Genomic DNA, 13,440 nt, shown 5'->3' on the forward strand with positions numbered 1-13,440 from the left:
AATTTGTTCCTTTGAATCTTCTGATGTGAAAATTGCTATGAATAAATTTGTAAAAAAAGGCGAACAAAAGCAAATAGCTCTTGTTCGCCCTCGAACGAATATTCAGATTTACCGGCCAGCCAAATTGAGCCGACTGCTTTTCAGCTTTCTTTGCACTAATATAAACTTATATTAGCATATACTCTTTTATTTGTAAATAGCGAATTATAAAAAAATCAAAATATTCATATGTCACTGCGTGCAGCCGCTCAGTGACAGCAGGAATCCCCGCCGTGACAGGAGTGCCCTTCCTCATGATGATGGTCGCAGGTTGCATTGGAAGATGCGGAAAGACGCCCGGCGAGATACTTCTCCACTGCCTGCTCCACAGGGCCCTGTACTCCGGCCAGCACCCGAATCCCCCATTGTGCAAGCGCCTGTTTGGCCCCGTCACCGATTCCGCCGCACACCATCACGGTCACTCCCTGCTTACCGAGCAAATCGGCCAGCGCGCTGTGCCCGTTCTCTCCGGCAGATATCACGCGGCTCCCGAGGATTTTTCCGTCCTCAATCTCATACAGCTGAAACTCCTTGCTCTTGCCAAAATGCTGAAATATCGCTCCGTTTTCATACGGCATTGCCAGAATCATGTTCTTTCCCTCCTGTATTTTTTTTTCGCACGGCCGCCTCTGGTGGCAGCAGCCGCACCCACAGGCCGACGAACTGCCGTACAGAATATAGTCGCCGCCCTCGATGTGCAGCTTTTTGCCGTTCACAATGCAATCGGCCAGCTTTTCGCGCGCGCCGGCGTAGATGGCCTGCGCCGTTGTGCGGGCTACCCCCATCTGCCGGGCGCATTCCTCCTGCGTCATTCCCGCCAGATCGATCAGCCGGATGCACTCAAACTCATCGACCGACAGCAGAATGGGCGGAGTGTCGTTTTCAGCCCCATCCAGCGGCCCAAAGCTGCGCCGCTGCGGCATGGTACATACCCGCCTGCATTTTCGGGGTCTTGGCATGGCGACGTCTCCTTTCAGGTAAATTATCGGCATATGTCATTTATATCATACTCTATTTTTGACATATGTCAATCTATTATTCAAAATAAATGCAAAAGCGGATTTCAAAATAGAGCCTGTTTCTTCCCTCAAAAGCCGGGGAACCAGCAACTGCAGCGGGAACGCACAGAGCGGATTCAGGAGCTGAACCCACCGGAAACGCTGAAAAGGATCGGCCTGACGCGCGGGAACACCTTTTGTGACATCGGCGCGAGAACGGGGGTTTTACCTTTGCGGCGTCGGAGCTGACCAATAAGGTGTATGCGGTCGAAATTTCTGCCGAGCTGCCGGAGCTGCTGCAAAGCAGGCAAAGCGAGACGCCCGGAACGTGATTGTGGAAAACAACGTAAAAAACGTGCCGGATTCCTCCTGCGACACAGCGCTGCTCTGCACCGTTTCTCACAAGCTGGAAAAGCCCGGTGAAAGGCTGGAGCAAATTCGGCACATTCTAAAGCCGGGCGGCACCCTCGCCGTCATTGAATTTTTTCCAATGCCAACACAGTTCGGTCCGCCGCCGAAGCGCCTTTGGAGCTTGGAGCGGCTGGAAGAGCAGCTCACCACGCACCGCTTTTGCCGCGCCGCATGGGTTTGAGCAGGGCGAAAACCTCTACACGCTGATAGGCCGAACCTGAACAGGCAGCAAATGTCAAACCCACTGTGGCAGGAGCAACTTTGCCATTCTTTCATAGACGAGCAAGAAATGCCTGCCTGAACCATTGGAAAAGCGTCTCAAAAAGGTCGAACCGAAACAAAATTTTCGATTCGACCTTTTCCTTTGTTCTAAAATAGAACAAATTTCATGTTTTTATTCTATTTTAGAACAAATTCACCTTGTTTGTTTTTTTCAATTCCTTTATAATAAAACCTTAGCAGAGGTTACAGCTCCTTGGAAAGGGACTTACAGCCTCCCGCCGTTTTCGGCGGCGAGCCGCAGACGACTGAAAGAGCCTTGAAAATTGGGATGGATAACCCCCCTGGCTTCTGCCGCTTGTAACGGCAGAAGCATCTTTTTCTCGTTATAGGAGGATTTGCAAATGGCCAGAATCATTGCAGGAAAAGAGATCGTCACCTCCATGAACGGCGCGCTCAGGCAGGAGACCGCCCTGTTAAGGGAACAGGGCTGCACGCCGACTCTGGCCGTTGTGCGCATTGGAGATCGTCCCGAATCCGCGGCTTATCAGGCGGGGGCGACCAAACGCTGTGAAACGCTCGGCATTGCCGTTCAGTCGCTGATTCTGCCGGAAAACAGCAGCCTCGGCGAAGTGCTGCAGGTGATTGAAGCACTGAATCTATCCCCCCGTGTTCACGGGGTGCTGCTGCTGCGCCCGTTCCCGCCGCATCTGGACGACCGGGCCATCCGCGACGCACTCTGCTGCGAAAAGGATGTGGACGGCGTAACCAGTCTTTCCCTATACGGCGTTTTCACCGGCGTGCGGCAGGGGTTCCCTCCCTGCACCGCGCAGGCCTGCATTGATATTCTGGATTACTGCGGCGTCTCTTTGCGGGGCAAGCGCGCCGTTGTGGTGGGCGCCAGCCTTGTGATCGGCCGGCCGGTGGCAATGATGCTGCTGGCGCGCGGGGCCACCGTCACCCTGTGCCACATTGATACCGTAGACCTGCCCTCGGAGTGCCGCCGGGCGGAACTCCTCATAGCGGCGGCGGGGGCGCGTGCGCTGCTGAACAAAGACTGCCTTTCACCCGGCCAGGTGATTCTGGATGTCGGCGTCACCGTAGGGCCGGACGGCCGCCTGTACGGCGACGTTGATTTTGAGGCGGCAAACTCGGTGGCGGAGGCGCTCACTCCCGTTCCCGGCGGAGTCGGAACCGTCACCACCACGATTCTCGCCAAGCACGTGATCGAGGCCGCAAAACGTTCCCTCCCTCAACAGCAGCGGTAAGGCGGCAGCCGAATTTGGAGGCTTATCCTTCCCGGCAGACCGCCCGCGGGTTTTCGTGCTGTTCCAAGGGAATGGCCAGCCCGCCGGATGGCATTGCTGCGCATTTTGCGCTGAAACAGGCTTTCAAACAATCACAACGGAATGGCCCGCCTGTTGCTTGCACTGCTTTTTCGCATGGGCAACGGTTTTCGACAACAGCTCCGTCTGAGAAAAATCGACCGTACGGTTCGTCACCGCCGCAATGGAAAGCGTGGCGATCGGAAAATTCTCCGCAAATCCGTTGCGGTTTTTTGAAACGATGTAGCCGCGCTCCCAGTCCTCTTTGGAATAGAGCGACTGTATCTGCTCTGAGAAGGTTTCGATAATATGGCCGCACAGCTCGTGCAGACGCTCTGTGTCGCGCGTGAGGATGATAAAATCGTCTCCGCCGATATGCCCTTTAAAATCCCCGGCGGAGCAGCACAGGTTCATGGCCTGCGCCAAAAGCCGGAGCATGTTGTCCCCGCAGGAGAAGCCGTAGGCGTCGTTGTACGCCTTAAAATTATCCAGATCAAGATAGATGATCGCGCAGTCCCGATCGTCGGCAATCAGCTCTTCAATCGCGCGCTGAATGGCGTTATTGCCGGGCAGCCCCGTGAGCGGATTCGCGTCCGCCGCATTCTTTACCCGAATACTGATCGCCTCGTTCAACAGGTCGCGAACGGTGACAATGCCAAGATACTGCTTCCCCTCGGTGACCACCACGGCGTCGTACACATTTTTCGGCCCGCGCTCCATCGCCTGGGCGGCCACATCGTCAATAGCCGTGGCGGAATCCACCGATAAAAAATCTTCCCGAACCAGCTCCTTTACCGTTCGGCGGTAATACAGGCTGTACCCGAACTGCCCGCTGAAGCGCCCCAGCAGATACTGGCGCGTCAAAAGCCCGCAGACGGTGCCGTCATCATTCAAAACGCAGACCTCGGTCATAGAGGGGTCGCTGCACATATCCCGATACACCGGGAGCGCGGGAGCATTCGCCGGCAGCGCTCTTTTTTTGCGGCAAATCGCGCCAACATGCCCAAAAACGGGCACGCTGCCGCCCATGTTCAGCGAATTGTTCCGGGCTTCTTTAATGAGCAGCTTGATTTCGCCGGGCAGCCGCTGAAAATTTTCGCTGGGCCTTGCAAGAAAAAAGCCCTGCCCGTAATCCACCCCAACCTGAATCAGAGTGGCAAGCTCCTCCTGTGTTTCGATTCCCTCCGCAATCACCTGGATTCCGGCTTCTCTGCAGAATTTTACGATTCCGGTCATTACAGATTTTTTTCTGCTGTCCTGATCAATTTTCCTCACGATCCCCATATCGATTTTGAGGTAGTTCGGCAAAAATGCGCAGACCCGTACCAGACCGGAATAGCCGGAACCAAAATCGTCGATCGCAATTTGAAAATTCTGCTTTTGATAATGCTCAATGGAGGAGATAAAAACCGGAACTGCGCTGACGCTGCTCTTCTCGGTAATTTCAAAAATCACCTCGTCCGGATTCATTCCGAACTCGCGGAGCATCTGGCTCGTAAATCCCGAAATAAACTCGGGGTCATACAAAATATTGGGGTCCACATTGAGGAACAGCCGCGTGCCCACCGGCTTTGCCACGGCATTTCTCAGGGCCTGCGTGCGGCAAAGGCGCTCCAGCTCCCACAGCCGTTGTGTGGAGGTGGCCAGATCAAACAGCTCTTCTATGTTGATTTCACAGCCCGGAAGAGAAATTCTGCTGAGTGCCTCATACCCCAGAATACTGCCGTCCCGCAGAGAGGCGATGGGCTGATACACAGGCTTGATGTATCTCCCTCTTATGATTTCAAGCAAAGAATTTTCAGACCCCATCCGTTCCGCCACCCCTCGTTGCTCTGTTGGATCGATTCTATCACCGGAAGATAAAAACATTTCTCATTTATAAAAATTTGCATGTAAATTATACATCTTTTCGATTATGCATGCTCTGATAACGCGTTAAAATCAAATTAAAAAAACAGGTCGGAGCAGAAGCCCCGCCAGATTTCCGCATGAAAAACCTCCTGCGCAGAGCAGCACTCTGCACAGGAGGTTATCTCCGCCGAAAAAACACACTGGTAAAAAGGGGAAGGGCATGACCCAAACGGCGGCGTGCGCTCCCCATTTCTCAAATCAGATCGCGCCGACGTCCTTCCAGGAATCGTAGGCCGCGCCGATCTGCTCCGCATTGGAATTGCCGTTGACCGCAATCTGCGCGGTGCAGTCCTTTACAACGGCGTTGTTGTGAACATACCCGGCGACGCTCCCCACAAATCTGCCGCCGTCGATTTTGCCGGACGCGGTGCAATTCACCACATCAAAAGCCGTGGGCTCGGGGTAATAATTGCTGTAAGCATTCAGATAAAAGCCGCCGCCCACAATTCCGCCGATGCGGCTGGCAGTGTCTGCCGCCTGAATGGTGATGTTGGTCGCTTTGCAGTCTGTAATCTGCGTTGCGGCGCCGCTCTGTGTGCCGGCGTGGCCCGCAAGGCCGCCGATTAGAGTGGATTTTTCCCCGGCGGTGATCGTCACGGAATCCGCCGTGCAGTTTTTCGCGTATTCGCTGTTGTGGAAGCACCCGGCCAGACCGCCGATGCTGTAGCAGCCGGTTCCCTTGGCCTCAACCGCGCCGGAAGCCTCGCAGCCTTCCACATTGCAGTCCTCGCCCCCGCCGACGATCAGGCCCGCCCCCTGGGTATTGTCGCCGCTGAGGATGACGGTCGCGCTGGCCTTGCAGTTTTTAATATCCGCATGGCTGGCGCCGACAACGCCGCCCACCAGAAAATGGCCCGTCACGCTGCTTTTCCCGGTCAGGGTGAGGCCGCTAAGCTCCTTGCCGTTGGCGTAGCCGACGATTCCTCCCACATACATTTGAGAGGACGGAACAACGATGTTCTCCACCGTCAGATCCTTCAGCTCGGCGGCTTCTCCGCTGATGCAGCCAAACAGGCCTACACCGTTTTGGTACTTGCTGCTGACAGCCACGTTCGAGATTTTATGTCCTGCTCCATCAAAGGTACCGCTGAACGCGGCCGCGTCGCTCGGCGTTTCCGCATCCTCTTCCTTCTCAGATTTGGGCTCGAAGGTACCGATGGGGTCAAAGCTGCCAAGCGGCGACAAATCGATGTCCGCCGTGAGCACATAATGGCCCGAAAGCTGCTCTCTCACCCGATTCAGCTGTTCCGCCGTCGCCACCTGCCAGGGGTCCTGCGCAGTGCCGCTGCCGCCGGCAAAGCCGCCGGCCTGCTCAGAAACCGACTGTACCTGCGAAGAGGCCGCGTCGTTTGCCTGCTGGCCCTGGCAGCCGGTGAGCATGGAAACCGAGAGCATCAGCGCGCAGGCGAGCGCAAGGTACCTTTTTTTGCCGCGCGGATTCTCCCGCGCGCGAAGCTGCATTTTGGATTGGGTCTGTCCGTTCATATTCTTCCTCCGTTTCTGGTATGCATCATTTGTGTTTCAGGCTGGGCGGAAGCACCCCGCGCCGCGGCGGGAGCCGTGTTAGCTTTTGCTAACTCGCAGTCCGAGGAACCGCGCCCTTCGGCGCGCGCTCTGCCCTGTTAACAGAAAATGATTATACTCCCGAAGCGGCGGACGCTTCTACTCCGCGCGGACAATTTCCGCTCCATTCAGACGATGTCTTTTGCGGTATTCCATCGGCGAAAGGCCCATCACCTGCTTGAACGCGGAGGCGAATTTGCTCGCGTTGACATACCCCAGCCTCCACGCAACGGAGGAAACGCTTTCGCTGCTCTGGCACAGCAGCACGGCGGCCCGCTGCATGCGGTAACATCGCATATACGCATAGACGGAGGTTCCGTAAACCCCCTTAAAGCACTGCTTCATGGTGGTCATCGGCAGATCAAACCGTTCCGACAGCTCCTGCAGCGTGAAGTGGCAGTCCGGATGGCACACCATATAGTTTTTCATCCGCTTAACACACTCCACCTGATTCTTCTGAAAATAGCGCGGGACCGCCAAATGTTCTTCGGGATTGATGACGCTGAGGAACAGCAGAAGCTCCAGCACCTTGAGCTTGAAGTAGCCGAACTTCACCTGATCCGGCACGGTGTAAAGCTCTGAAAATATATGCTCAATGGAATCGGTGGCGCGCATAACGAAGCAGCGGTTGCCCGCGCACAGCTTCTCCCGCAGCGCGCAGAGGTCGATCGAGATGTCCTTGAGCACACCCGAAAGGGAATGTTCGGCCCGCGCAAGGTCGATTACAATCGAAACCCCGCTGTAATATTCCAAGGGGAAGCAGGGGTTTTTCGTCTTGTTTTTCACCATATTTACCGCAAGGTCGCCTTCTTCCAGGTAAACGCAGGTGCCGTTCAGAAAATCGCATTCAAAGCGCCCCATGCGGCAGTGGTTGATCTCCATAACGTCGGCCGTCGTACCTTTGCCCGAAACGCAATAGGCGGAATGAAAATCGTTGTATACCAGCTCAACGCCGTCGAACACCTCAAAGCTGGTCATTGTTCCCTCCCCGCCGATGTTTGTCATGTGGTACACCGCACAGTCGGGCCGGTACCTTACCGTTAAAGACTCGGGAGAAATCAGATCATATTCCTCCAATGAATGCATACAGTCCCCTCCACTTCTTCCTGTTGGGCAGGCCCGCTGTTCAGTTAGCCTTTTCTAACAACAAGCGTATCAAATACCGCGCACAATGTCAAGCATCCTCAAAAGCCGTTTCGCTCAAAACGGACGCAGAATACGCCCCCAAAGCACTCTCTTTTAGGGATGCAGATAGCAAAACACAAACGGGGGCCGCCGAACGCCAGCCCATGCGGGCGGCAGACAAAAGGGTACCCGTTTTGCAGCCGCGCAGCCCTCCCGGCGGCAAAACGCGGAAAACAAGTCGTCTTCCGCGTTTTGCCTGTTAGGATATTGAAATGGAGGGAAATGCTTTTTCGCAGCGGTCGCCGAATTTGATTCGCAGCGCCTGCACGATCAAATCGACGCATTGGTCAATGCTCCACCGGCCGCTGTTCAGCGTCATATCATAGTTGACCGGATTCGTCCAATAGTTGCCGCCGGTGTAATATTTATAGTATTCGGCGCGATATTTATCTGTTTTGGCAATCAGGCTGTGCGCCTCACTCTCTGATACGTTCATCGTTTTCATCACGCGCTCCACACAGAACACCCTGCGGGCCTCCACATATACGCTCAGCACGTTGTCAAAATCCTGCAGCACATAATCGGCGCATTTGCCCACGATGACGCAGCTCTCCGTGCGGGCCAGCTCCTGAATGATTTTCTTCTGAAACTCGAACAGGCGGTCATCGGATTCAAACGGATGGGTATGCGGCAGCGGGGTCAGCCGTTTTTGCAGCGACATCAATTGCTGGCGCAGGTACCCGTCCCGCAGGCGTTCGTCCACCTCTACAAAGTCGTGTTCGTCTCTGCCGCTGTATTGGGACGCGAGCGTCAGAATCCGATTGGCATAGCTGTGAATTCCCAGACGATCCGCAAGCCGCGCGGCGATTTCACGGCCGCCTGTTCCAAAGCCGCGGGCAATCGTAATCACGATAGGTTCCATCGTTTCCACTCTCCCTTTTTCCTCCGATTGATTTTCCGTATGACGGTACCAAACCCGGGATTGAGGCCGGTTTTCTCCGCCTTTCGCGCGCAAAGAAACCCGTTTTCATTATTATCCACGGCTTCCGATCAGCTCATGGTTCTGAGGGGCACCGGATGAATCTCGTCTGGAATCGGAAGATAGGTCTGCCCCTGCAGTGCCAGCGCATGCTCTTCCTTCGCCTGCTCCAAAAGCGCCGGCTGCCGCATCAGGCGCATGGCAGTGAGCGCGATCACCTTGCCGGCCAGCAGCATCCCCTTGTGCGCGTGGGAGGATTTCCCCTGAGAGACCACCTGCCACGAATGCCCCGGCGTTCCGGGGGCCCAGGTGGCGGCATACAGCTGCGCGGTCGGGCACATCCAGCTGACATCGCCCACATCGGTGGAGCCTGCTTCCACCCGCACCAGATGCATCGGCTCATAAGGGACGATGAAATCGTACAGCGGGTCGGATTTTTTTTGGAGCAGGAGCCGCTTGTTCCTGGGGTCAAGCCGCTCCTGAACCGCATCCATATAGCCGCGGTCGGCGCCCTTTGGCGCGGTATCGGCATAGCGCCGCGCCAGCTCATATTCCTCGGGAGTATAGCCGGGCATACCGACCTCCGTAAGGGAATCGAACATCACCTGCTCCAGCACCTGATTCGAGATCATGTTGGCGCAGGACTTGATCAGTTGGTGCTCCACGGTGGTCTCGGTCATGAGCGCCGCCCCCTCCGCGATCTTCTTGACCCGGTTTAAAAGCTCCAGCGCCTGATCCTGCCGGGGTGCGCGAACGAGATAGATCGCCTTGGCCAGGTTCTGCACCACATTTGGGGAATACCCGCCCGTATTGGTGACCGCATAATGAACGCGGGCCTTTTCGATCATGTGCTCCCGCAGAAAATTCGCGCCGACATTCATCAGCTCCAGCGCGTCGAGCGCGCTGCGCCCCATTTCGGGACTGCCGGCGGCGTGTGCGCTGACGCCGTGAAAGGTAAACTGCACCTGAAAGTTCGCAAGCGAGCTGTTCTGGTACACCATATAGAGGCTCGACGGGTGCCAGGTCAGCGCGCAGTCCAGCCCGGAAAACGCGCCCGCCCTTGCCATGTAGGCCTTGCCGGAGCCGCCCTCCTCGCCGGGGCAGCCGAAATAAGTAACCGAACCGGGGAACCCGTCCTCCAGGTACTTTTTAACCGCCAGCGCCGCCGCAACGGATCCGACACCGAGCAGGTTATGCCCGCAGCCGTGGCCGTTCGCCTCGGGGTGATCCGATTCTCTGCGGACAACCCCCGCCTTTTGGTTCAAACCGGAAAGCGCGTCAAACTCGCCCAGAATTCCGATGCGCGGGCCGCCCGACCCAAAGGTGGCGGTAAACGCGGTTTTAATATCGAACGCGCCCCGCTCCACCGTAAACCCCTCGTTCTCAAGGAAGGCACAGAGGGCCTCCGCCGATTGAAATTCCTCGAACTGCGTTTCGGCAAACTCCCATATTTGATCGCTCAGCGCGCTGAGCGGCATTGCTTTCTCATCGATTTCCGCAAGATAACGATGCAGATCCAACTCCTGTTTCATAAGTCATCTCCTGGTTTATTGGAAATACTCCAGCACACTTTCCATCACGACCCGGTACCCGAGCGGCAGGGAATCAATTTCCACATATTCCTCCCGCGTATGCGCCCCGGCGCCGTAGTAAGACCCAAAGCACACGCTGGGGATTCCCAGCGACAGCGGAATGTTGCAGTCTGTGGAGGAGGACGCCGTGCCCGGGCGTTTTCCCGTTACTTGCTCGATAATATCGGCAGCCCTTTGCACCAGGCGGTCGCGCTCCGCGGCCGCCGCCGCGGAAAGCTGTTCGCCGGGGCGGCTCCCGACCACCTCCACCGCAAGCTCCACTCCTTTTTTCCGGTGTGCGGAGAAAATTCTTTCATATTGCTCCTGCATATACTGCAGACCGCGGGCGTCGTCCGACCGGTATTCGCACAGCATCTCGGCGTTCTGCGCAATGGTATTGACGGAGGTGCCGCCCGAAATTGTTCCGACGTTGCAGGTGGTTCTCCCGTAAGAGGGAATTCCCACGGCGTACAGGTCGGAGACGACCGCGGCCAGCTGCGCAATTGCGTTGGGGCGCCCAAAATCTATATAGGAGTGCCCGCCCTGCGCCGTTACGGCGACCCGGAAGCGCTGGGACCCAACCGAGCGGTTCACCACGTGCGTCAAGGTTCCGTCAAAGCTGCAAAAGGCCTGAATGCGTCCTTCGTAATCCTCGCAGAGCTTGCGGGAGCCCTTCAGGTTCCCCATTCCCTCTTCTCCGGAGTTGCAGACGAACAGCACCCCCACGCCGTTTTTGGGGCGAAGCCCCTCCTGCACAACATATTTGGCCGCGATCATCAAGGCGGCCAGGTTTGCCGTATCGTCGCCCACGCCGGGCGCCCAGAGCCGACCCGAATGCTCCCGCACGGGGAGCGGGTCGGTATCCGGGAACACCACGTCGGTGTGGGCGCAGAACACGACGACCGGGTTCTCCTTTGTCACCCCAACCGGGCAAACCACGTTGAGCGCGCTGTCGGTGTACACGCCTTTGGCCCCGCAGGACTCCAGCCACTGTTTGCAAAATTCCATCCGCCGCTCTTCATGGTTCGACGGGGATGGAATCGCCGCCATTGTCTTTAACAACTGATACGCCTCGTTGCCGTGAGTCTGCAGAAAATTCTGCGCGTTTTGTGTCAGCACTGTTGGTACCCTCCCAGTCATCGTTCGTTTTCGCCGGGGATCTTCCCTCCCGCTCAGGCCCGGGCCGACCAGCCCTCCTCATACATCAGGCAGGCCACCCGGTGGCCGGGCGCAGCCTCCTTCAAATGCGGCGTGCGCACCGAGCACTGCTCGGCAGCGTACGGGCAACGCGTATGGAACACGCAGCCGGACGGCAGATTGATGGGGGACGGAAGATCGCCCTGTAATACAATTCTCTCTTTTTTCGTGTGGGGAGAGGGGTTCGGAACGGCGGAAAGCAGCGCCTTCGCATACGGATGCAGCGTATTGCGGAACAACTCCTCCGTTTCGGCCTCCTCCATCATATGCCCCAAATACATGACCCCTACTCTGTCGGACACATATTTTACCACGCTCATATCATGCGCGATAAACAAAAACGAAATCTGCTCCTTTTCCCGCAGATCCTGCAACAGGTTGATGATCTGTGCCTGAATCGATACGTCCAGCGCGGAAACGGGCTCGTCGCAAATGATGATCTTCGGGTTCAAAATCAGCGCTCTGGCCAGGCCGACCCTCTGCCGCTGCCCGCCGGAAAACTCGTGGGGATAGCGGTAGAAATGCTCGAGCCGCAGGCCCACCTTCTCCATAATCTCCACCGCGGTATCCATGCGGGATTCGCGGGTGCCGATGTTGTGAATCTTCAGCGCCTCCGTGAGGATATCGCCCACTCGCTGCTTGGGATCCAGCGAGGTGTAGGGGTCCTGAAACACCATCTGGATTTTGCGGCGCATTTCGATCAGCTGGTGGCGCTTCATCGCCGTCATATCCTGATCCAGCACCTCAATCGAGCCGCCGGTGGGTTCGGTCAGGTAGGCCAGCGTGCGGCCCAGCGTGCTTTTGCCGCAGCCGGTTTCCCCTACAAGGCCGTAAATCTCGCCCTCATACAGAGAAATATCGATACCGTCCACCGCTTTTACGTTCCTCTTCACCCGATTTAAAACCGAGCTGCGCACAGGAAAATATTTTTTGACCCCTGTTCCGCGCAAAACAACCTTTGCGGTATTTGTCATCTCATTTCCTCCTAACCGGCCTCATACTGGGGAGGCTCCTCAACGAAGCCGCCGTTTTGTTCGTTCCTGTAATGGCAGCGCACACTCTGCGTTTGCGTAACCCGGCTCAGCCCGGGCATTTCTTCCCGGCACAGGTCGGTGGCATAGGGGCAGCGGGGGGCAAACCGGCAGCCCACGGGAATCTGGTTCAGGAGCGGAACCGTGCCGCTAATCTGGTACAGCCGGGTCGCCTTGGCGGTGTCGAGCTTCGGGATGGAATTCATCAGCCCCATCGTGTATGGGTGCATGGGATGATCAAAAATATCCTCCACCCGTCCCTCTTCCACGATCTGGCCAAGGTACATCACGATCACCCGGTCGCACGTTTCGGCCACAACCGCCAGATCATGTGTGATGAGCATCACCGCCATGCCGAGGCGCTTGTTCATATCCACAATCAAATCCATAATCTGCGCCTGAATCGTCACATCCAGCGCGGTGGTGGGCTCGTCGGCGATCAAAAGCTGCGGGTGGCAGGCCAGTGCCACCGCAATCATCACCCTCTGCCGCATGCCGCCCGAAAGCTCGAACGGGTACTGGTGAAACCGCCGCGCCGGGTCGGGGATGCCGACCATATTCAGCATTTCGATCGCCTGCGCTTTGGCCTCGGCCTTGGTTCTTTTCTGGTGGATCAGAATCGCTTCCATGATCTGATCACCCACCGTAAATACCGGATTCAGAGAGCTGAGCGCGTCCTGAAACACCATCGAAATCTTGGCGCCGCGCACGCTTTCCATCTGTTTTTCGGGGAGCGTGAGCAAGCTTTCGTCGTGGAACCGCACATCGCCGGTGTAGCGCACAAACGACTTTTCGTCGTACAGCCGCAGAATCGACTGGGAGGTGACGCTTTTGCCGCATCCGGATTCCCCGACGATGCCGAGCATTTCGCCCTCGCGCACCTCAAAGCTGACGCCGTCCACCGCTTTGAGCATGCCGCGCTCCGTTTTGAATTCGGTACATAAATTTTCTACCTGCAATACTCTTTCCATGCTGCCGGTCTCTCCTCTCACACGGCTTCTCGAGCCATACAGCGAAGGGGGTTCGCCCTCCCGCCGGCGGCGCGGGCGCAAATTCTCCCGTTTCGCCGCG

Annotated in this window: 10 protein-coding genes and 1 pseudogene; 2 read left to right on the forward strand and 9 right to left on the reverse strand. The window is 56.7% G+C overall.

Annotated elements, in window-relative coordinates; translation table 11 throughout:
- Positions 1-248 precede the first annotated feature (248 nt).
- Positions 249-998, reverse strand: a complete 750-nt coding sequence (locus tag G340_RS0111405; protein WP_027103977.1) for a DUF134 domain-containing protein — start codon at positions 996-998, stop codon at positions 249-251.
- 337 nt (positions 999-1,335) lie between these two features.
- On the opposite strand from G340_RS0111405, the pseudogene G340_RS0111410 reads away from it, so the two are divergent.
- Positions 1,336-1,629 (forward strand): annotated as a pseudogene (locus G340_RS0111410) (methyltransferase domain-containing protein); the annotation flags it as partial.
- Between the two features lie 442 nt (positions 1,630-2,071).
- Complete coding sequence (locus tag G340_RS0111420; RefSeq protein WP_020073791.1) at positions 2,072-2,935, forward strand: bifunctional 5,10-methylenetetrahydrofolate dehydrogenase/5,10-methenyltetrahydrofolate cyclohydrolase; 864 nt, start codon at positions 2,072-2,074, stop codon at positions 2,933-2,935.
- A 123-nt stretch (positions 2,936-3,058) separates the two neighbouring features.
- On the opposite strand, the gene G340_RS0111425 is transcribed toward G340_RS0111420, so the two are convergent.
- From G340_RS0111425 to G340_RS0111460, 8 genes are all read right to left on the reverse strand, one after another.
- Complete coding sequence (locus tag G340_RS0111425) at positions 3,059-4,783, reverse strand: GGDEF domain-containing protein (RefSeq protein ID WP_326522390.1); 1,725 nt, start codon at positions 4,781-4,783, stop codon at positions 3,059-3,061.
- 318 nt (positions 4,784-5,101) lie between these two features.
- On the reverse strand, positions 5,102-6,388 hold the full coding sequence (locus G340_RS0111430) for a GLUG motif-containing protein (RefSeq protein WP_020073793.1): 1,287 nt from the start codon (positions 6,386-6,388) through the stop codon (positions 5,102-5,104).
- A gap of 177 nt (positions 6,389-6,565) precedes the next feature.
- Entirely contained in the window at positions 6,566-7,552 is a 987-nt protein-coding gene (locus G340_RS0111435; RefSeq protein WP_020073794.1) for a helix-turn-helix domain-containing protein, read from the reverse strand.
- 298 nt (positions 7,553-7,850) lie between these two features.
- Positions 7,851-8,513: a cytidylate kinase-like family protein gene (locus G340_RS0111440; RefSeq protein WP_033402274.1), complete on the reverse strand. Its 663-nt coding sequence runs from the start codon at positions 8,511-8,513 to the stop codon at positions 7,851-7,853.
- Between the two features lie 128 nt (positions 8,514-8,641).
- Positions 8,642-10,102, reverse strand: a complete 1,461-nt coding sequence (locus tag G340_RS0111445) for a M20 family metallopeptidase (protein ID WP_020073796.1) — start codon at positions 10,100-10,102, stop codon at positions 8,642-8,644.
- 15 nt (positions 10,103-10,117) lie between these two features.
- Positions 10,118-11,260 (reverse strand): M20/M25/M40 family metallo-hydrolase, encoded by a 1,143-nt coding sequence (locus tag G340_RS0111450; RefSeq protein ID WP_020073797.1) that lies wholly within the window; start codon positions 11,258-11,260, stop codon positions 10,118-10,120.
- Positions 11,261-11,313: 53 nt separating this feature from the next.
- Complete coding sequence (locus tag G340_RS0111455) at positions 11,314-12,312, reverse strand: ABC transporter ATP-binding protein (RefSeq protein ID WP_020073798.1); 999 nt, start codon at positions 12,310-12,312, stop codon at positions 11,314-11,316.
- Positions 12,313-12,323: 11 nt separating this feature from the next.
- On the reverse strand, positions 12,324-13,340 hold the full coding sequence (locus G340_RS0111460; RefSeq protein WP_020073799.1) for an ABC transporter ATP-binding protein: 1,017 nt from the start codon (positions 13,338-13,340) through the stop codon (positions 12,324-12,326).
- Positions 13,341-13,440: the final 100 nt, after the last annotated feature.

This window comes from Faecalispora sporosphaeroides DSM 1294, assembly GCA_000383295.1.
GTDB lineage: Bacteria > Bacillota > Clostridia > Oscillospirales > Acutalibacteraceae > Faecalispora > Faecalispora sporosphaeroides.

Excerpts from the sequence above, each read along its gene's own strand:
- G340_RS0111455 (WP_020073798.1), bottom strand. The coding sequence starts at position 12,312 with ATGACAAATACCGCAAAGGTTGTTTTGCGCGGAACAGGGGTCAAAAAA.
- G340_RS0111445 (WP_020073796.1), bottom strand. The coding sequence starts at position 10,102 with ATGAAACAGGAGTTGGATCTGCATCGTTATCTTGCGGAAATCGATGAG.
- G340_RS0111405 (WP_027103977.1), bottom strand. The coding sequence starts at position 998 with ATGCCAAGACCCCGAAAATGCAGGCGGGTATGTACCATGCCGCAGCGG.
- G340_RS0111430 (WP_020073793.1), bottom strand. The coding sequence starts at position 6,388 with ATGAACGGACAGACCCAATCCAAAATGCAGCTTCGCGCGCGGGAGAAT.
- G340_RS0111440 (WP_033402274.1), bottom strand. The coding sequence starts at position 8,513 with ATGGAACCTATCGTGATTACGATTGCCCGCGGCTTTGGAACAGGCGGC.
- G340_RS0111435 (WP_020073794.1), bottom strand. The coding sequence starts at position 7,552 with ATGCATTCATTGGAGGAATATGATCTGATTTCTCCCGAGTCTTTAACG.
- G340_RS0111420 (WP_020073791.1), top strand. The coding sequence starts at position 2,072 with ATGGCCAGAATCATTGCAGGAAAAGAGATCGTCACCTCCATGAACGGC.
- G340_RS0111460 (WP_020073799.1), bottom strand. The coding sequence starts at position 13,340 with ATGGAAAGAGTATTGCAGGTAGAAAATTTATGTACCGAATTCAAAACG.